15 protein-coding genes and 2 pseudogenes are annotated in these 24,287 nt (G+C 66.1%); 7 read left to right on the top strand and 10 right to left on the bottom strand.

Annotation, left to right across the window (positions count from 1 at the left end):
• The first annotated feature begins 72 nt into the window (after positions 1-72).
• A complete protein-coding gene (locus tag ATB1_RS13580; protein ID WP_042664462.1) occupies positions 73-906 on the top strand; it encodes a phosphoenolpyruvate hydrolase family protein in 834 nt (277 codons plus the stop codon).
• Positions 907-989: 83 nt separating this feature from the next.
• On the opposite strand, the gene ATB1_RS13575 is transcribed toward ATB1_RS13580, so the two are convergent.
• The 7 genes and pseudogenes from ATB1_RS13575 to ATB1_RS13545 all read right to left on the bottom strand — a co-directional run bounded on the left by ATB1_RS13575 (position 990) and on the right by ATB1_RS13545 (position 9,107).
• The gene (locus ATB1_RS13575; RefSeq protein WP_042664459.1) at positions 990-2,249 is read right to left on the bottom strand and encodes a PQQ-binding-like beta-propeller repeat protein; all 1,260 of its coding nucleotides are present in this window, start codon (positions 2,247-2,249) and stop codon (positions 990-992) included.
• A 224-nt stretch (positions 2,250-2,473) separates the two neighbouring features.
• On the bottom strand, positions 2,474-3,217 hold the full coding sequence (locus ATB1_RS13570; RefSeq protein ID WP_042664456.1) for an ABC transporter ATP-binding protein: 744 nt from the start codon (positions 3,215-3,217) through the stop codon (positions 2,474-2,476).
• Positions 3,214-3,972 (bottom strand): ABC transporter ATP-binding protein, encoded by a 759-nt coding sequence (locus tag ATB1_RS13565; RefSeq protein ID WP_004971745.1) that lies wholly within the window; start codon positions 3,970-3,972, stop codon positions 3,214-3,216. Before ATB1_RS13565 ends, ATB1_RS13570 begins: the two co-directional genes overlap by 4 nt.
• Positions 3,972-5,114, bottom strand: coding sequence for a branched-chain amino acid ABC transporter permease (locus tag ATB1_RS13560; RefSeq protein ID WP_042664451.1), 1,143 nt, complete (start codon positions 5,112-5,114; stop codon positions 3,972-3,974). The genes ATB1_RS13565 and ATB1_RS13560 overlap by 1 nt, the downstream gene beginning before the upstream one ends.
• A complete protein-coding gene (locus tag ATB1_RS13555; protein ID WP_042664448.1) occupies positions 5,111-6,052 on the bottom strand; it encodes a branched-chain amino acid ABC transporter permease in 942 nt (313 codons plus the stop codon). The genes ATB1_RS13560 and ATB1_RS13555 overlap by 4 nt, the downstream gene beginning before the upstream one ends.
• 278 nt (positions 6,053-6,330) lie before the next feature.
• A pseudogene (locus tag ATB1_RS13550) lies at positions 6,331-7,748 on the bottom strand (substrate-binding protein).
• A gap of 179 nt (positions 7,749-7,927) precedes the next feature.
• Positions 7,928-9,107, bottom strand: a pseudogene (locus ATB1_RS13545) (Tm-1-like ATP-binding domain-containing protein).
• 449 nt (positions 9,108-9,556) lie between these two features.
• Between ATB1_RS13545 and ATB1_RS13540 the strand changes: the two are divergent.
• Positions 9,557-14,776: a PVC-type heme-binding CxxCH protein gene (locus ATB1_RS13540; protein ID WP_042664445.1), complete on the top strand. Its 5,220-nt coding sequence runs from the start codon at positions 9,557-9,559 to the stop codon at positions 14,774-14,776.
• 119 nt (positions 14,777-14,895) lie between these two features.
• Here the strand turns inward: ATB1_RS13540 and ATB1_RS13535 are convergent, their stop codons facing one another.
• The 3 genes from ATB1_RS13535 to ATB1_RS13525 form a co-directional block, all read right to left on the bottom strand.
• Entirely contained in the window at positions 14,896-16,296 is a 1,401-nt protein-coding gene (locus ATB1_RS13535; RefSeq protein ID WP_042664442.1) for an alkaline phosphatase family protein, read from the bottom strand.
• Positions 16,293-17,489, bottom strand: coding sequence for an inositol-3-phosphate synthase (locus ATB1_RS13530; RefSeq protein ID WP_042664439.1), 1,197 nt, complete (start codon positions 17,487-17,489; stop codon positions 16,293-16,295). The genes ATB1_RS13535 and ATB1_RS13530 overlap by 4 nt, the downstream gene beginning before the upstream one ends.
• An 81-nt stretch (positions 17,490-17,570) precedes the next feature.
• The gene (locus tag ATB1_RS13525) at positions 17,571-17,780 is read right to left on the bottom strand and encodes a hypothetical protein (protein ID WP_042664437.1); all 210 of its coding nucleotides are present in this window, start codon (positions 17,778-17,780) and stop codon (positions 17,571-17,573) included.
• 186 nt (positions 17,781-17,966) lie between these two features.
• Here ATB1_RS13525 and ATB1_RS13520 point away from each other — a divergent pair, with 186 nt between their 5' ends.
• The 5 genes from ATB1_RS13520 to ATB1_RS13500 all read left to right on the top strand — a co-directional run bounded on the left by ATB1_RS13520 (position 17,967) and on the right by ATB1_RS13500 (position 24,225).
• Positions 17,967-18,746 (top strand): TatD family hydrolase, encoded by a 780-nt coding sequence (locus tag ATB1_RS13520; RefSeq protein WP_004971771.1) that lies wholly within the window; start codon positions 17,967-17,969, stop codon positions 18,744-18,746.
• 3 nt (positions 18,747-18,749) lie between these two features.
• Positions 18,750-19,625 carry a sugar phosphate isomerase/epimerase gene (locus ATB1_RS13515; protein WP_042664435.1) on the top strand — a complete coding sequence of 292 codons (876 nt, stop codon included), beginning with the start codon at positions 18,750-18,752 and terminating at the stop codon, positions 19,623-19,625.
• 45 nt (positions 19,626-19,670) lie between these two features.
• Positions 19,671-20,624 (top strand): UbiA family prenyltransferase, encoded by a 954-nt coding sequence (locus ATB1_RS13510; protein ID WP_042664433.1) that lies wholly within the window; start codon positions 19,671-19,673, stop codon positions 20,622-20,624.
• A gap of 95 nt (positions 20,625-20,719) precedes the next feature.
• Entirely contained in the window at positions 20,720-21,571 is an 852-nt protein-coding gene (locus tag ATB1_RS13505; protein WP_042664430.1) for a sugar phosphate isomerase/epimerase, read from the top strand.
• A gap of 368 nt (positions 21,572-21,939) precedes the next feature.
• Entirely contained in the window at positions 21,940-24,225 is a 2,286-nt protein-coding gene (locus ATB1_RS13500; protein ID WP_241768237.1) for a PGF-CTERM sorting domain-containing protein, read from the top strand.
• The last annotated feature ends 62 nt before the right edge of the window (positions 24,226-24,287 follow it).

Here is a 24,287-nt window from a genome sequence, read left to right as displayed (position 1 = left end):
GTCGAGGACGTCCGGCCCCCCGGTCGATTCTTCCGAAATATTAAAGTCGTATGCGATGGCCTGTCAACTCGGATGAAGTATACTCGTGCTGAATCACTCGACCGTATCGAATCCACGATCGAATCCGGTGACCCCGTCATCGGCGCCGGTGCCGGAACCGGCATCTCCGCGAAGTTCGCGGAACGCGGTGGCGTCGACCTGCTTATCATCTACAACTCGGGACGCTACCGGATGAACGGCCGGGGCTCGCTGGCCGGTCTCCTGCCGTACGGCGACGCCAACGAAATCGTCGTCGAGATGGGCCACGAGGTCATCCCGGTCGTCGAAGACACGCCGGTGCTCGCCGGCGTCAACGGGACCGACCCCTTCCGCGAGATGAGCGTGTTCATCGAAGACCTGCGTCGTCGCGGCTTCTCCGGCGTCCAGAACTTCCCGACCGTCGGACTCATCGACGAGGACAGCAGCTACCGGAAGAACCTCGAAGAGACCGGCATGGGCTACGACAAGGAAGTCGAGATGATTCGCGAGGCGAGCGAGCAGGGTATGCTGACGTGCCCGTACGTCTTCACCGAAGAGCAGGCCAAAGCGATGACCGAAGCCGGCGCCGACGTCATCGTCTCCCACATGGGGCTGACGACCTCCGGCGACATCGGCGCGGAGACGGCGCTCGACCTCGACGACGCGGCCGAGCGCGTGCAGGCGCACCACGACGCCGCCAAGTCGGTCCGGGACGACGTTCACGTCATCTGCCACGGCGGCCCCATCGCGTGGCCCGACGACGCGGAGTACGTCCTCAACAACACCGAGGGCGTCGTCGGCTTCTTCGGCGCGTCGAGCATCGAGCGCCTCGCCACGGAGGAAGCCATCGAGAATCAAGCGCGCAAGTTCAAGGAAATCGACTTCTGAGGGCTTTCGAGACGTTCTCGTTCGAGCGATTGCTACCGCTTCGGTAACCAGTCGTCGCGGAGGCGGTCTCGCGTACAGTCGGACTACTCGACCGCGTACACCTTCGCGTCGGTCCCGCCGAAGTACAGTCGCCCGTCGACGAGCGCCGGGCTGGACCCGACGCCCCGCCCGTCGATTTCCATGAACCACTCTTCTTGCCCGTCAGTCGTGATGGCGTGGACGCCGACGCCGTCGCCGTCCGACTGTCGGTGCGTCCCGACGTAGAGCGTGTCCTCCGTCAGGACGGGACTGCTTCCGACTTCCAGCGCGGGCGTCTCGAAGCTCCAGTTCTCAGCGCCGCTCTCGCGGTCGAATCGGAACACCTTCGCGTGGTTCGTCGTCGGGTCGTCGAGGGTGTTGTACGGCGTGTGACCGACGTAGACGGCCTCCTCGCCGACCGCGACGGAACCCGAGATGTATCGGCCCGCCGTGTCGGCAAGCCACTCTCGCTCGCCCGTCGCCGCGTCGGCGGCGTGAACGTTGCCGTTCCAGTCGGTGAAGTACACGGAGCCGTAGGCGACCGCCGGACTCGACCAGATCATGTCGCGAGTCTCGTACCGCCATTCGACATCGCCGGTCGAGCGCGACAGCGCGTACAGCGCCTCGTCCGAGGAGCCGACGTACACGCGGTTGTCCGTGACCGCCGGACTGCTGACGACCTCGTCGCCGACCTCGTACTGCCACTCCGTCTCGCCGGTCTCGGCGTCGAGCGCGTACACCCATCCGGTCTCCGAGACGTTGGCCTCCTCCGCGTACCACGCGCACGCGAGGTTGTGACAGCCGACGCCGGTGTAGACCGTCCCGTCCCAGACCGTCGGGCTCCCTCGAATCAGCCCACCGAACGCCCGGGACCAGCGCTCCTCGCCGGTCTCGGCGTCGATAGCGTACAGATGCTTGTCGTACGACCCGATGTAGACGATGCCGTCGGCGTACGCCGGCGTCCCCTCGATTCGGTGTCCGGTCTCGAAGGACCACCGTTTCTCGCCGGTCTCGGCGTCGATGGCGTACAGCGAGCTATCTGCGCTCCCGATGTAGACGATGCCGTCGGCGACGATTGGGCTCCCCCAGAACGCCCCGTCGGCCTCGAAGGTCCACTCCACCGAGGGCTCCGAGTCGAGTGGGGACACGTCGCCGATGTAGCCGGTGTTGAACCGGCCACCGCGGAACGTCGGCCACGAGGTGACCGGTTCGGACACGGGGTGGCTCTGCGACGCTGACGCGACCGGTCGCTGACACCCCGCGGTGAACGCGAACGCGGACGAGGAGAACGCGGCGAGAAATCGTCGTCGGTTGGTCCGTTTCATGTCCCGTGTGTTCGAGTGTCACGAAATAATATTGTCGACTGACTGACGGCGACCGGGGGTGAAGAATCGGCCCCGAAATGCGAGACTGAGCGCCGGGGCAGGAACCGGAACGAGAGTCGGAACGAGAACTGAGGAGAGAATCGAAACGAGAACGGACCGAAGCGGAAGCGAGGTGGGAGAGAAAGAGCGCGTCGGTCGCGCCGAGGGTCGCGCGTTCGGCGCGGTCAGACGACGAGGTACTCGTCGAGGTCCTCGGATTCGAGTTCGTCCACGGTGCCTCTGTAGACGATGTCACCCTGGTCGAGCACGTAGCCGCGGTCCGCGATGCGGAGCGCTTCGCGGACGTTCTGCTCGATGAGGAGCACCGTCAGCCCTTGGTCGGCGATTTCCGCGACGGAGTCGCCCACCGTCTTGACGATTTGCGGGGCCAGTCCCTCGGTCGGTTCGTCCAGCAACAGCAGTTTCAGGTTCGGGAGCCTGAGCGTCCGCGCGATGGAGAGCATCTGCTGTTCGCCGCCCGAGAGCGTCCCGGCCTGTTGGGCCCGCCGCTCGTCGAGCCGTGGGAACAGGTCGTACAGCTCGTCTATCGACATCGTACTCTCGCCGCCGCCGAGTCCGCCCCGACGGATTGTGTTCCACCAGCCACGGGTGATTTTCGACATCTCGAGGTTCTCCTCGACCGTCAGTTCGGAGAACAGTCGCCGACCCTCCGGGACGACGCCGATGCCGCCCATGGCGATGTTGTCGGCCGGCCAGTCCGTGATGTCGTCGCCGTCGAATCGAATCGACCCGGACCGAATCGCCGGCGGTTCGGTCCCGGCGATGCTGCGGACCGTCGTCGTCTTCCCCGCGCCGTTGCGGCCGAGGAGCGTGACGACCTCGCCCTCGTCGATGTCGAGGGAGACGCCGCGGAGGATGTGGCTCGGCCCGTAGTAGGCGTGCACGTCGTCGAGTTCGAGCAGGCTCATTGTTCCCCACCTCCGAGGTACGCCTCGCGAACGGCCGGATTCTCCCGAATCTCTTCGGGGGTGCCCTGCGCGATGAGCCGTCCCTGGTGGAGCGTGAAGATGCGGTCGGACACGTCGAAGACGATGTCCATGTCGTGTTCGACGAGGAAGATGGTCATCCCCCAGTCGGCCAGCAGGTCGTGGATGAGGTCGACCGTTATCTCGGTCTCCGTCGGCGACATGCCGGCGGTCGGCTCGTCCATGAACAGCAGGTCCGGGTCGGTCGCGAGTCCGATGGCGACCTCTAAGCGCCGCTTGTCCCCGTAGGGGAGCGAACCGGCTTCCATCCGGGCCTTCGAGTCGAGGCCGATGGTCTCCAGGATGTCGTTCGTCCGCGCTTGGACCTCGTCGAACGAGTCCCGCCGGCGGAAGAAGTTGACCCGGAACGAGCCGTGTTCGGCCGCGAACGACGCGACCTGCACGTTCTCGCGCACCGTGAGTTCGGGGAGAATTGACGCCGTCTGGAACGACCGGCCGACGCCGAGCTGGGCGATTTCGAACGGCTTCATGCCGACGAGTTCGTTCCCGGCGTAGAACACCTCGCCCTCGGTCGGACGCAGCCGACCGGTGATGGTGTTGATGAGCGTGGACTTGCCGGCGCCGTTAGGGCCGATGAGCGAGACGAGTTCGCCCTCTTCGACTTCGATGTCGACGCCGTCGAGCGCCGTGAGCCCGCCGAACTCCTTGGTGAGTCCGTGGGTTTCGAGCAGCGCCATCAGTTCTCACCTCCCGAGGAGTCGCCGGTCGAGTCGCCACCCGTGAGGGAGTCGAGCAGTTCTCTGGGCTCGCGGAGCGCGCCGGTGAGGGCGGTCGTCATCCCCCAGATACCGTCGCGGTAGACCCACACGACCGTGGTAAACGAAAGCGAGAGCAGGAGGAGCCAGTAGTTGCCGAGCGTCGGGAAGCCGTTGACGATGCCCTTGAAGTAGAAGAACACGAACGTACCGATGACCGGGCCGGCGAGCGTGCCGAGTCCGCCGAGGACGGTCATGACGACGACGTCGCCGCTGACGGACCAGTAGAGTCGTTCGACGCCCGCGAACTGGGTGTTGACGGCCATCAGGCCGCCGGCGAGGCCGACGATGGACGCGGAGAGGAGGAACGCCGCGAACTTGTAGCGCCAGACGTCGAGACCGACGAACGCCGTCCGCGTCTCGTTCTCGCGAATCGCCTTGAAGATGAGTCCGTAGGGCGACTTGCGGATACGCGTGATGGAGACGACGACGGCGACGAAGAAGACGCCGACGAAGAGGTAGAGGTTGTTCACGATGAGTTCGCCGAGGAACCCGCCGTACTGGTGTTCCAGTTCGAAGAACCCGAGGACGGGCGACCGCGGCACTTCGAGGCCGTTTATGCCCTTCGTGATTTCCACGAGCGGTTCTCGGGCGAGGAAGTAGAGGAACTGGCCGATAGCCAGCGCCACGATGGAGAAGTACACCGTGTGGAGGCGCAGGAGAATCAGCGCCGCGATTGCCCCGAGAGCGACCGCCGCCAACGTCCCGACGACGATGACCGCAAGCGGGTCGTTGTACACGTGAATCGCGAACAGCGCCGAGGCGTAGCTCGCGGTCCCGAAGAACATGGCGTGCCCGAACGAGAGGAGGCCGGTCTGGCCCAACAGGAGGTTGAACCCGAGCGCGAATATCGACCAGATGAGGATGGTAACCGCGAGTCCGTGATACCCCTGGAAGATGTCCGAGACAACCGGTGCGCGGCCGAACGCGTACGAGAACGTCAGGACGAACAGCACCGACGCCAGGAAGACGAACGACTCGGTGTGCTTGATTCCGTCCCAGGTGTCCCAGCTAATCAATGACGATTCTTCGTCTACGGTCTTGTGGATATTGTCCGTGCTCATTGTCCGACCTCCGCCGAGGGGAAGATGCCGCTCGGCCTAATCGTCAGCACCACGATGGCCAGCAGGTAGATGCTGGCCTGCGTCATGCTCGGTTCGAGTTCCGTCGCCACCGCGAAGGTGAGTCCGGCGAGCAGCGCGCCGACGACGGTCCCGCGTAAACTGCCGACGCCGCCCATGATGACGATGACCAGCGACGGGATGATTATCTCCATGCCGATTTCGGAGGTCACGTTGAACAGCGACCCCCCGAGGACGCCGGCGAGTCCGGCGTACGCGGCACCGACGGCGAATATCAGGAGGAACGGCCGACCGACGCGGATACCGAGCATCTGCGTCATCTCGGAGTCTTCGGTGCCCGCCCGCACGGCCAGCCCGTAGTCGGTGTATTTGAAGAACGCGAAGATGCCGGCGACGAGCAACAGCGTGAGCGCGACGACGAGGACGCGTATCGTCGAGGCCGCGCTCATCCCCGGCGGCGTACCGATGACGGGAAGCGAAATCGCGCCCGTGAGCCACTCGGGTCGGGGGTAGATGGTCCCCGTCCGGCCGAAGAGGATGGCGACCAGCTCCTGAGCGGCGATGAGGATTCCGAATGTCACCAACAGCTGGTCGAGCAGTTCTCGCTCGTAGAACGGTTTCGCGATCCAACGCTCCATGGCGACGCCGAGGACGAAGATGACCACCGGCGTCAACACGAGCGCGGGGACGAACCCCCAATCGAGTCCGACCTGCCCGAAGTCGCCTAAGAGCCCACCGTACTGTTCGCTCGACGCGATGAGGAGCCCGATGTACGCGCCGCTCAGGTAGAGGACGCCGTGAGCCATATTCACGTATTTGAGCGACCCGAACACGATGGATAGACCGACCGCGACGAGCAGGTACAGCGACGCGACGCTCAGCGCGATGAAGAGGAACCCGACGACACCGTCGATGTTCATCGCTTCCACCTCGGTACAGATGTGAGTAAGCACTTCATGGTGTGCACGATTATTCATGAATTCTTCAGTATGTTAATCTTGTGTTTCGCTGACTTCTGGCATGCCAGCGGGCCGCTCTCCGGGTTCGGTGGAGGTACGGTCCCGGGCGTCAGCGCGGCGCGAATGCAGTCGAGTGAGAGAGTGGCGTGCGCGCGGCCGAGAACACCGGTTGCCGCTCGCGGATTACCGACTGCAGAAAATGGGAGTAAGGTACGTCGTATCGAGGCTTGGACCGGCCGTTACTCGTCTCCGTACTCGTTGTCGCCCATGGCGCAGTTCGACGCCGGGAACTCGCTGCACTCGTAGACGAGCGGGTCGGTCGTCTCGACGATTTCCGTCCGGATACCGAGTTCCTCGGCGCGGTCGTCGCCGACGCCCTGCACCATGTACCACGGTCGTTCGACCTGGTGGTCGCACGACCGGTACGAGGAGTCGCCCCACGCGAGGCTCCACTCGAACTCTTCGAGCGTTCGGACCACGGTCGGCGGGTGGAACGTGCCGGCCTCCTCGACGGCGGCCGCGTACACCATCATCGATTCGTAGGTGTGCAGCGAACTCTGGTTCGGCGTCTCGTCGTACTCCTCCTGGTAGGACTCGACGAACACCTGACTCGCTTCGTTGTCGGCGTTCGGGTTCCACGGCTCCATGCCGAGGACGCCCTCCGCGTCCGCGCCGAGCGGGTCGAGGGTGAACGCGCTGACGTGCGGGATGATGACGTCGATGTCGTCGGTCAGGCCGGCGTCTCGAAGCTGCGCGAGGCCGCTGGCCGCGAAGTTACCGAAGCTGGAGAAGTACAGCGTGTCGGCTCCCGAGTCTTCGAGCGCCTGAATCTGGGAGCTGTGGTCTGTCTCGCCTTCCGCGATTGCGGCACCACCGGCGTCCTCCCACGGCCCCTGCTCGGTGAGGTACTTGCGGGCGGCGTCGCGGTTCGACTGCCCGTAGGAGTAGTCCATGTAGATGTGGAACAGCGAGCGGTCCTCGCCGAGGACCGAGGGCGCGGCCTCGCCCATCGCCATTCCGATAATCTCTGCGTGGAACGTCGGGTGGAAGTAGTACGCGAGCAGTTCTCGCCGGAGATGCCGGCGGACGTGGAGTTGCCGCCCATGAACGGAACCTTCTCCCGCTGGGCGACGTTCTGCATCGCCATCGTCACCGTACTGGACATGCCGCCCGTCCAGAACTGGATGTTGTCCCGCTGAATCATCCGGTCGATGTTGTCCTGGGCCGTGTCGGCGCTGCCGGCGGTGTCGGCCTTCGTCGGCTCGACCTGGTAGCCCATGATGCCGTCGCCGCTCAGTCGGTCCCAGTAGTCGACGAGGCCGCCGCCCTCGTTCAGGTGCTTGACCGCGAGGTCGAAGCCCTTCTCCTGGTCTTGACCGTCGGGACCCAACGCGCCGGAGGTCGGCCCGTTGAATCCGATGCTCACGGAGTTCCCCTCGGGCGGGAAGTTCCCGATGGGTTCGTAGTCTTCGCCGCTGTCGTCGCCACCGGACGTGTCCCCGCCAGAGGAATCGTCGCCACCCCCGCCGCCGGTGTTCTCGGTCTCGGAACCGCCCCCACCGGAACAGCCCGCAAGGCCGGCCGTGAGTCCGGCCGTCCCGATTGCTTTCAGATAGCGTCGCCTGGATTCGTCAGTTAGCGCTGGTTGATCAGTCATGTTTCTTCGGAACGCTGGTAGTGACATGGTGTCATGGTATAGTTAAACTTTGTGATTATCCGGGTAGAAAACAGGTCACGAGACTGGCTGCGGATGGGAAACCCCGCGCGTCGGCGCTCAGAATATCGTCTCTCGGGGCGCGACCCTCGAGTCTCGTTCTCGATTCGGAAACGGTCGTCTCACGCCGACGCCCGCATGCGGCTGTCGATGGCCTTCGCGAGCGTGAGCGCGAACTCCTCGTCGTTGATGTTGGCCGACGACTCGATGACTTCCACGTGGTCGTCGAGGTGCTCGCGCAGCGCATCGAACAGCGCCTCGTCGGCCTCGGGGTCGTAGAACTCCTCGCCTTCGGCGTCGAGCATCGAAACGCCGCCGAGCGGGAGCGCGAGCGTGGTCGGGCCGGTCGCGGCGTTAAGTTTCTCCGCGATGATTCGGCCCAGTTCGGCGTTCTCCTCTGGGGTCGTCCGCATCAGCGTCACCTGCGGGTTGTGGACGTGGAACTGCCGGCCGTCGAACTCGTCGGAGATGGAGTCTTTCGGCCCGAAGTTGACCATGTCGAGCGCGCCGGTCGGCGTCGAGTCGGTCGGGGCCCGCCGCGAGGACGCCGCCGACCAGTTCGTCGGCCCACTCGGTCGTCGTGACGTCGAGCACGCCGTCGATGACGCCCTCCTCGATGAGCGACTCCATCGCTCGGCCGCCGGTCCCGGTCGCGTGGAAGACGATGGTCTCGTAGCCGCGCGCTTCGAGCCAGTCGCGCGCCGTCTGAACGCACGGCGTCGTGACGCCGAACATCGTGATTCCGATGGTCGGCTTCTCCTCGGTCTCGGCGTCCGGTTCGTTCGACACCATGCCGACCATCGCGAGCGCCGCGTTGGAGATAACGGTCCGCGAGAGCTGATTGAGCCCCTCGATGTCGGCGACGGAGTACATCATCGCGATGTCGTGGTAGCCGACGTAGGGTTCCGTGTCGCCCGACGCCATCGTCGACAGCATCAGTTTGGGGACGCCCATCGGGAGCGCGCGCATCGCGGCCGTCGCGACCGAGGTGTTCCCCCCGCCGCCCAGCCCGAGGATACCGTCGAGTCGGCCCTCGTCGTGGAGTCGAGACGCGACGACTGCCGCGCCGTCGCCCATGATTTCGATAGCCTTGCCGCGGTCCCCGGCCTCCCGAAGCGCTTCGAGCGTGCTCCCGCCCGCCTCGGCCACGGCCGCGGCGTCGGTGTCCGGTTCGATTTCGGGGTCTCCCATCACGCCGACGTCGACGAGGTGGACTTCGAGCCCCTTCCCTTCGAGCACGTCGCGGGCGAACCCGATTTCCTCGCCCTTGGTGTCGAGCGTGCCGACGATGACGACGCTCATCGCTCACCCGCGGCGGACCGCTCGCGTCGGGCCGGTCCGTCCCCGTGGTTCGAAACCACGACACCCCGCGGCGTCGCCGTCGGTACGACAGACTGTGTGTATGCGCGGTTCATACTTGCAACCGTGGCAACACGACAGACTGTCATTAACATTTGGGTTGGTCCAACGTTCACCGACCGCTGCGGCGGAGAACCTCGCGGCCTCCGCTTACCATCGGACAGTACATTCAAGTAATATTAGTTCATGAAATTTGGTAGCCCAACACAGTGAGCCGACGGGAGTAATGGCTATACTCCTGTTACACCCCGGCCGTCAGGTCGGGCGAGCAGGCGGGAGGGAGCCGTCCGTCGGTCCATTGACGGGGTACGCGGCTGGACTGCGGTCGCGAGAGCGGCGCAGCCCTGTAATCGCACGGTAACCAACGACGACAGCGACCGACGCAACACACTATGACACACGACGACGACACGACACGGGAAGCGAACGCCGGCGACGGCGACAGCGAGCGACTGAACATCAACAGGCGCGACTTCATGAAAGTGAGCGGCGCCGGGGCGGCGAACTTCCTCGGGGCCAGCGGCGTCGCGCAGGCGAAACAGCTCACCACCGACGACACGATTCGCCTCGTCGCGACGGAGGGTGACGTCCTCGCGGCGTACACGAACGAGGAGTCGGTCATCGAGGGGTCCGGCCTCGCCGACGCCATATCCGACTGGCGTCAGGGCGACCTGACGACGAACTCCCTGTTGAAGGGAATCAACAGTTGGCGCAACGGGACGGAGGTCGAGACCTCGGCGGACTCGTTCTCGTGGGTCGCGACGGCGCCCGACGAGATGGAAGACACCGTCAACCCGACGCTCGTCATGCACGAGGGCGAGGAGTACGAGATAGAGCTCTCGAACGTCATGGACGAGGCCATCACGTTCGTCCTCGCGGACCCGACCGGGGAGGAGATGCAGTCCTTTTCCACGATGGAGGGGTCCGGCGACTCGCAGACGGTCACCTTTACCGCCGAGTCGTCGATGGCGATGTACTACGCCGAGGAACACCCCGAGCAGATGCGGGGGAGCGTCGAGATAACGCCGCCGCCGGCCGAGGACAACATCAGCGTCCTCATGATGGGCGGTCCGCAGGGCGGCAGCCACAACGGCCCCGCCCGGCAGGTCCAGCTCACCGAGTACATGCTGAACCGCGGCATCGAGGTCCAGTACACCGACCGCCTCGCCGACCTCGAACCCGACGTGCTCCACCGCTACGACGCGTGGGTCATGATGGACAACCGCGGCGCGAACTACGGCCAAGAGCTGACCGCGGAACAGGAGCAGTCCATCGTCGAGTTCGTCGAGAACGGCGGCGGCTTCATCCCGATTCACAGCGCCTCGGCCTGTTTCACCGGCTCGGACGCCTACATGAACCTCGTCGGCGGTCAGTTCGCCGACCACAACTACAACGAGATGACGACGAGCTTCGCCCAGCCGAGTCATCCGATTCTGTCGAACCTCGACCCCATCACGGTCGAAGACGAGACGTACCGCCACACGAACCTCAACGACGACATCAACGTCCTCGCCTACGGGCAGTTCCCCGACGGGGACAGCATCCCCGAGTACGACGAGGGCCGCGAACAGGGCGAGCCGTGGTCGTGGACCCGAACGCAGGGCGACGGTCGCGTCTTCTACACCGCGTGGGGCCACGGCAGAGCGCCGTGGGCCACCGACGGCTTCAAGGCGCTCATCGAGAACGCGATTCGCTGGGTCACGAAGAACGAAGACACCATCGCCGACGACACCAAGGTCCTCAACGACCTGGAGTTCATCGACGCCGACATCCCGTACTATCCGCCGCCGGAGGGGAGCCTCCTGACGCCGGAGGTCCCCGAGGAGGTCGGCAGCGGGACGAGTTGGAACAAGATGCAGCGGGCGCTGAATCCCAGCGAGACGGTCCGGCGGACGATTACGCCGGAGGGCTTCGACCTCAAACCGTTCGTCACCGAGGCCGACCTGCCGGACGACGCGAAGGGGAACATCCTCGACGCGAAGTTCGACGAACAGGGTCGCGTCTGGCTGTCGGTCACCCGCGACTACCCCAACGAACTGGGGCAGAACCGCGACAAAATCGTCGTCTGCGAGGACACCGACGGCGACGGGCAGGCCGACGAGTTCACCGTCTTCGCGGACGGGCTCTCGATTCCCCCGAGCATGGTGGTCGTCGACGACGGCGTCGTCGTCACCGACCTCGATGACCCGAGCGAGAGCGGGAAGTTGGTCCACCTCGCCGACACGGACGGCGACGGACAGGCCGACGAGCGAACCGTCCTGTTCTCCGGGTACGGTAACGGCGACACCCACGCCGGTCCCAACGAACTGGTCCACGGCATCGACAACTGGATTTGGGGACAGGTCGGGTACGGCGGCTTCAGCGGCACCATCGCCGGCGAGGAGCGAAACTTCAGCTCCTCGGTCTACCGATTCAAGTTAGAGGACGGCTCGGTCTCCGACTTCGAAATCGTCGGGGCGCTCCCGGGGAACCAGGCCGGCCTCGGCTTCACCGAGGAGGGCCTCGCGTTCGGCTCGGCCGCGACCTCCGGGCGACCGAGCAACTACTTCGCCATCCCGCATCAGTACTACGACCTCATCGAGGGGACCGGACCGAACGACTTCGGCGCGGCCTCCGACTCGAATCGGTTCCTCCCGGTCACGGACCGCGTCCGGCAGGTCGACCTCCACGGCGGGTACACCGCGGCGACCGGCCACACCATCTACACGGCGCGTGAATATCCCGAGAAGTACTGGAACAACACCGGCTTCGTCGGCGGCGGAACGGGCCACCTCCTCGGGACGTTCTTCCTCTCGCAGGACGGCGCGGGGTACACCAACCACTACGCCCACAACATCGCGGGCGCGACAGACGCGTGGTTCGCGCCGTCGTACTCCTCGGTCGGTCCGGACGGTATGCTGTGGTTCATCGACTGGTACAACTACATCTACCAGCACAACCCGACACCCGACGGCTTCGACAACGGCCCCGGGAACGCGTACATGTCCGAGGTACGCGACCACGCGACCGCCCGGCTCTTCCGCGTCGTCTACGGCGACGACGACGGCTACGAGCCGACCGACCTCGCGGACGCGAGCGTCTCTGAACTCGTCGAGGCGCTGTCGAGTTCGAACATGTTCTGGCGGCGGACGGCCCAGCGGCTGTTGGTCGAACGGAACGAGACGGGCGCGCTCTCCTCGCTCGTCGACCTCGTCACGACGGAGACGCTCGACGAGGTCGGCCTCGACCCGGCGGCGATTCACGCGCTGTGGACGATGCACGGCCTCGGCGCGCTCGACGCCGACACCGGGAACAGCACCGCGATTCAGGCCGCGCTCGGCGCGCTGACGCACTCCTCGCCGGGCGTCAGACTCACCGCACTCCGCGTCCTCCCCTCGACGACGGACACGCGGGGGGCGATTCTCGACAACGACCTCCTCAACGACGAGGACGGTCGGGTCGCCATGTGGGCGCTCGTCGCGCTCGCGCAGACGCCGTCCGACGACGCGTCCGGCGAGGCGGTCTACGAGATGATCAGCGCCGAATCGAACTATCAGGACACGGTCCTCGTCGACGCGGCGTCGCTCGCCGGCGCGACCCACGCCGACGGTTTCATCCCGGCGTACGAGGCCAACGAGGACACGAGCGACGGCGGGGACGACGTTGACTCCCTTCCGAACCTCATGGAAAATCCCTCGTTCGAGACGCCCGTTGGCGGCGACACCGGGGGCGACTCCGACCCGATGCCCGTCGGCTGGTCGACCACACCGTACACCGGATCGCCAGAGTTCTCGTACGCCGAGACGGGCTACGAGGGCGATCGGAGCGTCCAGGTATCATCCACCGAGGGCGCGGACGCCTCGTGGAACACGACGGTCGCGGTCGACCCGAACACCGAGTACACTCTCTCCGCGTACGTCAAGACCGACAGCGTCCAACTCGTGGACGGAAGCGGCTTCGGCGAGGGCCCGCTCGGCGCGACCATCAGCGTCGAGCAGATAGCGAACACGGGCTCGGGCACGCAGTGGGACACGATTCCGGCCGGACTGACCGGCACCAACGACTGGACCGAGGTGAGCACCACGATCAACAGCGGCGACCTCGAAGAACTCCAGATTAACTGCCTGTTCGGCGGCTACGGCGAGGCGACCGGGACGGCGTGGTACGACAGCGTTTCGCTGACCGACCCGGACGGAAACGACGTGCTCTCGAACGGCTCGTTCGAAGAGAGCACCGGCAGCAGCGAGCCGGCGATGCCCGCCGACTGGACGACGAACACGTTCGCGGGGTCCGCCGAGTACACCTACGCGGACACCGGTCAAGACGGCAGTCAGAGCGTCCAAATCACGTCTTCGGAGGGTGCGGACGCGGTCTGGCTCGTCGACGGCGTCTCGGTCCAGCCCGAGACGGAGTACACTCTCAGCGGCTGGATAAAGACCGAGAACGTGCAAGCGGCCGACTCGGCCCGCGGCGCGTTGTTCAACGTCCACACGACGAGCTTCGAGACGGACCCGCTGACCGGGACGAACGACTGGACGGAAGTCAGCACCACGTTCACCACGGGTGCCGACACCACGACGGTCCAAATCAACTGCCTGTTCGGCGGCTACGGCACGGCCACCGGGACAGCGTGGTTCGACAATGTCTCGCTGACCGACCCGGACGGGAACAATGTCCTGCCGAACGCGTCGTTCGAGGAGAGTGCGGGCACCGACTCGTCGTCGGACCCGGACAGCCCGGCGAACTGGGAGGGAATCACCTACGGCGGCACGGCCGAGTTCACCTACACCTCGGACGTGGCGCGGACGGGCGACTACAGCGTCCGCGTCGACTCCACGGAAGGCGCTGACGCGTCGTGGACACAGTACCGCGACGACCTCGAACCAAACTCCGAGTACCGCTTCCGCGCGTGGGTCAAGACATCAGACGACTTCAGCAACTCCGAGGACGGCTTCGGCGAAATCGGCAGTTCCTACGGCGTCACCATCAACGTCCACGGCCTCGGACAGGGTTCCGTCACGGACTACTACACGGAGCCCGTCGAGGACTGGCAACTGCTCGAGACGACGTTCTCGACCGGCGCGTCGCCTGGCCAGTTCCAGCTCAACCTGCTGTTCGGCGGCTGGGGCAACGCCACCGGAACCGTCTGGTTTGACGACACTGAACTGAAGCGCGTCGGCGGGTCCGGCAACGGACTGGAACTCGTCTACGATCGCGTCACCGCGCACGTCGAGGCGACCGGTGGCGGTGGCGACGACGGCGGCAGCGACGACGGCGGCAGCGACGCCATCCCCTCGGGGTCGACCATCGAACTGGAAGCCGAGAGCAACGAGGGCTGGACCGGCGTCTCGCCGTCCGGCATCGCGGACGCGACGAACCCGACGCTCACCCTCGAAGCCGGCGGAGAATACACGGTCACGTGGACGAACCGCAACGGTGCGCCCCACAACTTCGAGGTCGTCAGCGGCGACGACTCCGTCGTGAACGACATCTCCACGGACTACCTCTCGACGCAGGGCGAGTCGCAGACCGTCACGTTCACCGTCACCGACGCGATGGCGGAGTACGTCTGCCGCGCCCACAACTTCCGGATGGTCGGCACCATCGAAATCGCGAGTTCGGGAGGTAACTGAGCGGGCGAGACGCGTTCCGACTGCGGTCCGTGGCGGCTTTTCTTTCGCATCTATCGTACGCTCGCTGTCGTCGAGCGACGCGGAAAATCAGTGTTCGAGCGCTCGCGGCGGTGCCGAACCTACACCTGCGGACCGGCGAACAGAGACGGGCGCTCGAACGCGAGCGATACGTCGTCCGCGATACCGAGCAGGTCCGCGACCGTCGGAGCAAACCGCCGGGCGTCGACGATTCGGTCGGACGAGCCGTCGGGTGCCGCCGGCCCGCCGAAGCCGTAGAAGCCGCGCGTCTCGGGGTCGACGCGACCGTGCGACCCCGACACCTTCGTCGGGTCGAGCGTCACGAGTCCCTCCTCGCCGAGGAACAGTTCGCAGGGGTCGAAGCCGGGTTTGGCGTGGATGTCCATCTCCGTCGCGTACGACGGCGCGTCGGCGTCGTCGGTCCACCAGTAGTACTGGAACCACGCGTCCGCGTCGGCGACGGCGACGAGGTCACCGGCGTTCGGGTGGTTCGCGTCGCCCCGCGCTTCGTCCTCGACCACGGCGTCGACGCCGGGGAGCGATTCGAGAACCTCTCGGGCGGCCGCCGGCCGGTCGGTGTACACGTGCGCGATTTGGTGATCGACCATCGCGAACGCCGACGACGCGGCGATGTCTACTGCCTCGCCACCCTCGCCGTCGTCGCGAACCGAGAGCAGGCCGGCGTCGCGGAGCGCCCGGTTCGGGAACGCCGGGGTATCGACCGCGTTGAACCCGTACTCGTTGACGACGCTGACCGCCGTCTCGGACCAGCGGGGCGTCGATTCGAGCCAGTCGAGGAACTCCCCAACCAGTTCGTCGACGACGCCGACGGCCTCCCTGAGTTCCGGCGAGTCGGGTCCGTGACGCTGCGCGTCGTAGTCGAGGTGCGGCACGTACACCCACAGCAGGCCCGGGTCGTACCGCGCTATCGACTCCCGCGCGGCCGCGAGAATCCACTCGCTGCTCCGCTCGTCGGCGACCGGCCCCCAGTAGTTGTGCAGCGGGAAGTGGCCGTACTCCTCGCGGAGGGCGTCGTAGAAGCCGTCGGGGGTCGTCCAGCAGTCCATCTCGATGAGGTTGTTGTCCTCGTCTTCGATGGGCGACGGCGTGACGGCCACGTCGGCGCTCGTGCCGATGAGGTGCTGGAAGAACAGCGCGCCCGTCGTGAGGCCCGCCTCGTCGCTCGCGGCCTCCCACAGCCGCGTTCGCGTTCCTCGGTCGCGCTCCCAGAATTCGGCGACCTGTCGCTCGCGGTCGAACTCACCGCTGGACACGTCGCCGTGGGCCGCGGGCGACTGTCCGGTCGAGAGCGTCGTCTGCGCGGGGACCGTGACGCTCGGAAACGGCGGTTCGAGCGCCCCGGACGGCTTTCCGGCAAGCAAGTCGGCGATGTTCGGTGCCAGCCCCTCGTCGAGGTGCGCTTGTTGGAGTCCGACGACATCGAGGACGACGACGCGCCCGGCACCGGACGCGGCCGCGTCCGAGGACCTGCGAGTCGTCACGCTCCCTCCGCGTGTCGCTCCGCGTAGTCGTAGAGGAGGCGGAACTGCTCGGACAGTTCGTGACGGTCGACCCCCTCGGGCGATTTGAAGAAGGACGCAAGGTGCGGCATCGTCCCGCTCTCACCGCGCTCGTCGGCGAAAGCGGCCAGCCGGACCATGTCGAGGACGAGCGGGGCGGCGAGTGCCGAGTCGGCACCCTCCCACGTGAACTGCATCTTCATCTTCGTCCCGAGGAAGCCCTCGAAGTGAACGTGGTCCCACGCGGTCTTCCAGTCGCCGAGCGACGGCGTGTAGTCGATGCGGACGGCGTTGTGGGTCTCGTAGCCGAGGATATCGTCCAGCAGGCTCCCCTTGCTCTCTATCTTCCCCGCCTTGTTCGCGTCGTCTTCGAGGACCAGACCGTCGCTGTTGCCGAGGATGTTGTGGCCCTCCCACGAGAGGACGCGCAGGTTCCGCCCCGCGAACATCGGCCCGAGCGCGGATTTCATCAGCGTCTCGCCGGTCTTCCCGTCGCGGCCCATGTGCGGCACCCCGTTTTGCTCCGCGAGTTCGCGGAGGCCGCCGAGCGAGGAGCCGGTACTGGGGGTGAAGTTGATGTACGGGTGGCCGTCGAGGAGCGCCGCGTACGCGTACAGAGCGCTCGCGGGGAGGTTCGGGTCGTCGCGTTCGACCGCTGTCTCGAACGCCTCCAGCGTGTCGTAGTCGCCGGGCGTCGGAATCGGCGGCTCGGTCGACGCGGCGTTCACGACGACCAGCCGGTCGACGTCCTGCGAGTCGGCGAAGGCGGCGTAGTCGGCCCGTATCTCCTCGACGATATCGCCGACCGACACGTCGTCGCTCGCCGTCTCCGAAGACATTCCCTCGACCGCCTCGCCGCACCGACGCGCGGTCCCGAGTTCGACGCGCTCGTCGATTTCGCGGAGATCCTCGCGGACCGCGTTGAGGGTGTCGGGCGCCACGACGCCGCCGTGGCCCGCCATCTCCTCGGCAGTCTCCTCGATTCGCTGAGAACGGATGTCGTGACCCCCGAACACGAGGTCGTCGAGGACGGGAAGGTCGAGCGCGGCCACCGGTTCGCGGGCCGTCACCATCCCGGTCGTGTCCGCGACGCCGCGGGCGATTGCGCGTGCGCCGGTCATCGAGACACTCGCGACGTTACCTCTGGCTCCGATAATCCAAACTCCGACTGTCATCGACTCACGATTGCGGTGGCCGATACATAACCTTGTCCGTCAATCATGATTGTTTCCGCGTCGGTGTCGTCGGGCGACCGCTCACCAGTCGAGAGAGGTGTCGGCGTCCCGCCTGTCGAGTTGGTCGCCGTGTTTGCTGAAGTCGAGGTTCCGGTCGAGGACCGTCTCTTCCGGGTGTCGCCACGTCTCGTCGCAGTCGACGCAGCGCCACTCCTCGTAGGGGCGGCCGTCCTCGGGCGTGACGCGGTTCGATTCTATCGGCTCGCCGCAGAACGGACAGTGTTCAGGCATGCGACTACGGGGTCTGCGCGGACGAGTAAATAGCTGTCTCCGCTGTCGCTGGCGGTTGCGTTGCCCGGTCGCTTCGGCCGGTCGTTTCGCCCCCGTCTCACGGCGTCGTCACCGAATCCACCGAAACAATGATTAACTACCATCAGAGAGGTAGGTCACATGTCGATACCAATTATCGACCCGCACATGCACATGGTGTCTCGCTCGACGAGCGACTACGAGCGCGCCCGGCTCGCGGGCGTGGAATGCTGCGTCGAACCAGCATTCTGGAGCGGGACGGACAAGCAGCACGCGGCGTCGTTCTTCGACTACTTCGAGCAGATAATCGAGTTCGAGACCGACCGGGCCGAGCGGGCGGCGGGCATCGACCACTACGTCACCGTCGGCCTCGAACCGAAAGAGGCGAACTATCCCGAGATGGCGGAGGCCGTGATGGACGGCCTCCCCGAGTACCTCGACCGCGAGCACGTCGTCGGACTCGGCGAAATCGGGCTCGACCAGGGGACCGAAGCCGAGGAGTACGCGTTCAGACGCCAGCTTAGGATGGCGGAGGAGCGCGAACTGCCGGTCATCATCCACACCCCGCACACCCAGAAGCCAGAGGGGACCGAGCGACTCGTGGAGATGATTCAGGACGAAGACGTGACCGAAGAGCGAATCGTCATCGACCACAACACCGAGAACACGGTCGACATCTCGCTGCAGACCGACTGTTGGCTCGGCTTCACCCTCTACCCCGGGAAGATAGACGCCGAGACGACCATCGACATCCTCGAGGAGTACGGCACCGACAAGATGCTGCTCAACAGCGCCGCCGACTGGGACCCCTCCGACCCGCTTGCGGTTCCGAAGGCCCGCGACAAGATGCTCGACCGCGGCTGGGACCGCGACGAGGTCCGAAAGGTCGTCTACGACAACCCCCGGGAGTTCTTCGGCCAGTCGCCGAACTTCCACTACGAGGTGTGACCGATGGAGTTCGGCTTCTCGATGAACGCGTTCCGGCAGCGAACCTTCACCGAAGGCGTCGAGGCGATAGCCGACGCCGGCTACGACGGCGTCGAAATCCTGCTCGACGACCCGCACCTGTTTCCGGGGACGGCCGACGGCGACGACCTCGAACGCGCTCGGACGCTCCTCGACGACTGCGGTATCGAAGTCAGTAACTGCAACGCGTTCATGCTCAGCGCCATCGAGCCCTCCGCGGAGAGTCGGGCGGCGACGTTCAACCGCGACACCGAAGCGTTTCACCACCCCTCGTTCGTCGAACTCGCGGCCGAGGACCGACAGGCACGGGTCGAGCACACGAAACACGCGCTCGCCACGGCGGCCGCGCTCGGTTCCGAGAGTATCTCGATTCCACCGGGAGGGCCCGTCCCCGAGCGCATGTCACGGGCGGACGCGCTCGACGCGTTCATCTGGGGGCTCCGCGAGGTCGCTGATGTCGCGGAGACGCTCGGCGTCGACGTGCTGGTCGAACCCGAGCCCCACCTGCTCATCGAGACTTCCGAGGACTTCCTCGACCTCGTCGACCGCGTGGACTCGCCCCGCATCGGCTGTAACTTCGACGCGGGACACTTCTACTCGGTCGGCGAGGACCCGGTCGAACTGGTGGAGACGCTCGCGCCCCACACGCCGCACTACCACCTCGAAGACATCCCAGGGGACAGAACGCACGAACACACCCAACTCGGCGAGGGGGCGATGGACATCGACGGCTTCCTCGAAGCGGTCGAGGCGACCGGCTACGACGGCTACGTCACCGTCGAACTGTACCCCTATCAGGAGACCGCGGCGGAGACGGCCCGAACCGCGATGGAGTACCTCGAAGCCCATGGGTGGGCCTGACCGCCTCGCTCGAACGCGAGCACCCGACCCAGCGACTGACCGACGATGAACCGAACGAACGCGACACCCTCGACTGCCGGCCTTCGACGCTCGCTCGCGAGCTTCGCCAGACTCGTCCGCGTCCCGAACCTGTTCACCGCGCCGCCTGACGTCATCCTCGGAGCGGTGTTGGTCAGCGGTGGCCGCCCGTCGGTCCCGCTCTCGTCGCTCGCCGGCGTCGCGCTCGCCTCGGTGCTGTTGTACGCGGCGGGCACGACGCTCAACGACTACGCCGACGCCGACGAGGACGCCCGATTCCGCCCGGAGCGACCGATTCCATCAGGGGACGTACCCCGCACGCGAGCGAGAAATCTCGGTATCGCGCTCCTCTGTGCCGGCGTGGTCGTCGCCGCGGTGGCCGGGGGACCGACCACCGGTGTCGTCGCCGCCGTCCTCGGCCTCCTCGTCGCGCTCTACGACGGCGCGCTCAAGGACACGCCACTCGGATTCGCGGCGATGGGTGGCTGTCGAGGTGCGAACGTCGCCCTCGGCATGGCGGTCGTCGCGGGGTCGACCCCCTCGCTGTCGGCTCCGACGTGGGTCTACGTCGTGCCGGTCGTCGTCGCGCTCTACATCGCCGCCGTCACCTACATGGCCGAGTCGGAGACCGGCGCGGGCGACTCGGGGGCGGTGCTGGTCGGAATGGCCGGTGTGGGGCTCGCCGTCGGGTCGGTGGTCGTGGCCGCCGCGGCGGTCGGCATCGACCCAAGTGACCCCGCGACGCTCGCCGTGGCTGGCGGACTCCTCGTCTGGTTCGCGGCGTGGACCGGCCGTGACCTCCTGACCGCCTACGCCGACCCCCGTCCGGGAACTATCGGCCCCGCGGTCGGCACGTGCGTCCTCGCGCTCGTTGTGTTGAACGCGGCGGTCGCCGGACTGCTGAGTCCCGCGTGGGGCATTGTCGCGGCGGCGTTCGCCGCCCCCGCGGTCGGCCTCTCGTCAGCGTTCGACGTGTCGTGACCCGCGGGCCGCTTCAACGACTCAGTCCACGCTTTTCTGCCCCGAACGATTGGCAGTACCAAAACAATTATTCATGTGTGACTGTACCACGACATATGGTACAGTTAGCCTTCTCTACGAACGCGTACACGCGTTTCGACCTGCCAGAGGCGATCAGACGAATCGCCGACCACGGCTACGACGGGGTCGAGCTACTGGCGGACGTGCCGCACGCGTTTCTCGCCGACTTCGATGAGACCGACCGCGAGCGCGTCCTGACCGCGCTGGACGAGACTGGGCTCTCGGTGTCGAACATCAACGCGAACACGACTTGCGGCTACTACGACGACGCGCCGCCGTCGGCGTTCTTTGACCCGACGCTCATCTCGGGCGACGAGGAAGACCGCCGGTGGCGCATCGAGTATACGAAGGCCGCGCTCGACTTCGCCGCGCTGGTCGACGCGCCCGCGGCGTGCGTCGCGAGCGGGTCGCCGCTTCCCGGAACGCCGCCGAGCGAGGCCTACGACTACCTGCTCGACTCCCTCGACGAACTCACGGCGTACGCCGAGGACGTCGGGGTCGACCTCGGTATCGAGTTCGAACCGGAACTGCTCGTCGAGGACACCGAGGAGGTGTTGACGCTCATCGACGACGTGGGAAGCGACGCGCTCGGCGTCAATTTCGACGTCGGCCACGCGGCCGTCTGCGGTGAGGACCCGGCCGAGAGCATCCGCCAGTGCGCCGGTCGCATCACGGGCATCCACCTCGAAGACATCGAGGGCGGCCGCGGGGGGAAGCACTACCACCTCATCCCCGGCGAGGGTGACATCGACTTCGAACCCGTCTTCGGCGCGCTCGACGACATCGGGTACGACGGCTTCGCGACGTTCGAGCTGTACACCTACCCCGACGAACCCGATTACGCGGCCCGGCGCGCGCGAGACGAACTGGCCGAATACGTCCGCTGAAGCGCCGCGATTCGGCAAAAATGCGCGGCGAGAGACGCACCGAACACCGCCGCTGACGGCATCGATTCCCGCGAGCGACGTCGCGTGAGTGGCGTCGCGGTCCGCACGCTCGGAAACGCTTCTCAGATAATCGTTAACTATTTGCATGGAGCTTTCGATTCACACGCTGATTGCATGCTTTCCAGCGAGAGCGAGCTATCCCCATCCAGAGATAGCGCGCGCACGAGACGTCAGTCTCTTGTCCGACGAGTCGAACAGACACCGCCGGCGGTCGCGTCCCGCCGAGGCGAGGCGAAGCGGCAGACTGCCACTTCGCGCTCCGGTCGCGGAACGACTGCTCCATCGAACTCCGACCTGACCACCGCGTCATGAGACCGAGCATACCACGTCCGGGGCGGTCGACGGAACTTCGAAACGCGCTCCCGGTCGTCGCGATGGCGGTCCTCTTGGTGCTCGGCTCGCTCGGTCTGGGCGCGGCTATCGCGCCGGTCGCCGCGGACGCCCACGGCGGGACGCTCACCCGGACAGTCGATGACACGACGCTCGCGCCCGGCGAGTCCACCACCGTCACGGTCGAGGTGAACGCCTCCGAACGGGGGAACTTCACCGTGGTCGAAGAGCTGAGTCCGGGCTTCGAGTCGGTTGAAATCGTCGATGACGACGGCGCGGATTTCTCTGGCGTGCGGAACGCAGACGACGAGCTGTTCGCGACCTATGGCGACCGCGAGAGCGTCACGCTCGTCTACGAGGTGACCGCAGCCGACGACGCGAACGCGACGACCCACGAACTCACCGGATACGGCGACTTCGGCCTCGAAGACATCCGGGCCTCAACGACCGGCGACGGTGAAATCAACGTCTCGACCGACGACGGAGCGAGCGTGGTCCGGTCGGTCGACGACGCGACCCTCGCGCCCGGTGAATCGGCGACCGTCGTGGGTCGCCGTCGAACGGGACGAGGCGGCGAACTTCACGCTCGTCGAGGAGTTCAGCCCCGCGTTCGGCTCGGTCGAAATCGTCGACGCCGACGGCGCGACTTCTCGGGCGTGCGGAACGCCAACGACGAACTGTTCGCGACCTACGGCGACCGGAAACTCGCTACACTCGTCTACGAGGTGACCGCGGCCGACGACGCGACGGCCGGCACGGTCTACGAACTCGACGGCTTCTCGGACGCGAACGGCTCGCAGTCAGCGACCGATGGAACCACCGAAATCAGCGTGCAGGAGTCGAGCGACGACGGCGGCGCGGCTGTCCGCTCGGTCGACGATTCGACCCTCGCACCGGGTGAATCGACTACGGTCCGGGTCGCCTTCGACCGGGACGAGGCGACGAACTTCACGCTCGTCGAGGAGTTCAACCCCGCGTTCGGCTCGGTGGAGATAGTCGACGACGACGGCGCGGACTTCTCGGCCGTACGCGACGCCAACGACGAACTGTTCGCGACCTACGGCGACCGCGAATTGGCCACGCTCGTCTACGAGGTGACCGCCGACAACGACGCGACGACCAGCACGGTCTACGAGTTCGGCGGCTTCGCGGACGTGAACGGCTCGCAGTCGGCGACCAATGGAACCGCCGAAATCAGCGTCCAGGCGTCGGACGACGGTGACTCCGGTGCGATCCGCTCGGTCGACGACGAGACCCTCGCGCCGGGCGAATCCACCACCGTCACGGTCGAGGTCGACCGGGACGAGGCGGCGAACTTCACGCTCATCGAGGAGTTCAACCCCGCGTTCGGCTCGGTGGAGATAGTCGACGACGACGGCGCTGATTTCTCCGGTGTCCGGAACGCTAACGACGAACTGTTCGCGACCTACGGCGACCGCGAGAGCGTCACGCTCGTCTACGAGGTGACCGCGGCCGACGACGCGGCCGGCACGGCCTACCAGTTCGACGGCTTCACCGACGTGAACGGCTCGGAGGTGACGACCGGCGGCACCGACGAACTCGACGTTCAGAGCGAGTCCGACGACGACAACTGGGACCTCACCCGGTCGGCCGACGACACGACGCTCGAACCCGGTGAATCGACCGTCGTCTCGGTCGAAATATCCGGCAGTGAGGCGACGAACTTCACCGTCATCGAGGAGTTCAACCCCGGATTCGCATCGGTCGAAATCGTCGATGACGACGGTGCGGACTTCTCGGGCGTGCGGAACGCCAACGACGAACTGTTCGCGACCTACGGTGACCGCGAGAGCGTCACCCTCCAGTACCGCGTGACCGCCGGTGAGGACATGGACGAGGACGCCTCGTACGAACTCAGCGGGTTCGCGCAGTTCGACGCCGACGACAAGGAAATGAGTGTCGACGGCCTCGAATCGCTCTCTGTCGGCACTGACGGAGACAGTGGTGATAACGGCGGCGACGATGGTGACGATGGGGATGACGGCGACGACAACGACGGAGATGACGGCGATGATGGCGACGACAACGACGGAGATGACGACGGTGATGACTCGGACGACGGTTCCGACGGGTCGGACGGCGACGACGGCTCGGACGACGGAACGACCGAGACGACGACGGCCGATCCCAACACGCCCGCGACGACCACGACTGACACGCCCGTTCCCGGGTTCGGTGTCTCGGTCGCGCTCGCCGCGCTCGTGATGGGCTCGGTCCTCCTCGCGCGCCGACGAACGAGCTAACGAGGCGACTCGTCTTCCCGCGCCCTCGCACGTCCTCGAATTCCCTCCGCTCCCGCTTTCGG

This window comes from Haloferax sp. ATB1, assembly GCF_000730175.1.
The sequence above is the reverse complement of the archived record's forward strand: the minus strand, read 5'-3'. Positions and strand labels throughout refer to the sequence as shown.

What these genes read in the sequence shown, in the direction of transcription:
- ATB1_RS13575 (WP_042664459.1), bottom strand. Translation starts at nt 2,249, where the DNA reads ATGAAACGGACCAACCGACGACGATTTCTCGCCGCGTTCTCCTCGTCC.
- ATB1_RS13520 (WP_004971771.1), top strand. Translation starts at nt 17,967, where the DNA reads ATGCACATGGTGTCTCGCTCGACGAGCGACTACGAGCGCGCCCGGCTC.
- ATB1_RS13505 (WP_042664430.1), top strand. Translation starts at nt 20,720, where the DNA reads ATGGTACAGTTAGCCTTCTCTACGAACGCGTACACGCGTTTCGACCTG.
- ATB1_RS13525 (WP_042664437.1), bottom strand. Translation starts at nt 17,780, where the DNA reads ATGCCTGAACACTGTCCGTTCTGCGGCGAGCCGATAGAATCGAACCGC.
- ATB1_RS13565 (WP_004971745.1), bottom strand. Translation starts at nt 3,972, where the DNA reads ATGGCGCTGCTCGAAACCCACGGACTCACCAAGGAGTTCGGCGGGCTC.
- ATB1_RS13560 (WP_042664451.1), bottom strand. Translation starts at nt 5,114, where the DNA reads ATGAGCACGGACAATATCCACAAGACCGTAGACGAAGAATCGTCATTG.
- ATB1_RS13580 (WP_042664462.1), top strand. Translation starts at nt 73, where the DNA reads ATGAAGTATACTCGTGCTGAATCACTCGACCGTATCGAATCCACGATC.
- ATB1_RS13500 (WP_241768237.1), top strand. Translation starts at nt 21,940, where the DNA reads ATGAGACCGAGCATACCACGTCCGGGGCGGTCGACGGAACTTCGAAAC.
- ATB1_RS13540 (WP_042664445.1), top strand. Translation starts at nt 9,557, where the DNA reads ATGACACACGACGACGACACGACACGGGAAGCGAACGCCGGCGACGGC.
- ATB1_RS13570 (WP_042664456.1), bottom strand. Translation starts at nt 3,217, where the DNA reads ATGAGCCTGCTCGAACTCGACGACGTGCACGCCTACTACGGGCCGAGC.
- ATB1_RS13510 (WP_042664433.1), top strand. Translation starts at nt 19,671, where the DNA reads ATGAACCGAACGAACGCGACACCCTCGACTGCCGGCCTTCGACGCTCG.
- ATB1_RS13515 (WP_042664435.1), top strand. Translation starts at nt 18,750, where the DNA reads ATGGAGTTCGGCTTCTCGATGAACGCGTTCCGGCAGCGAACCTTCACC.
- ATB1_RS13530 (WP_042664439.1), bottom strand. Translation starts at nt 17,489, where the DNA reads ATGACAGTCGGAGTTTGGATTATCGGAGCCAGAGGTAACGTCGCGAGT.
- ATB1_RS13555 (WP_042664448.1), bottom strand. Translation starts at nt 6,052, where the DNA reads ATGAACATCGACGGTGTCGTCGGGTTCCTCTTCATCGCGCTGAGCGTC.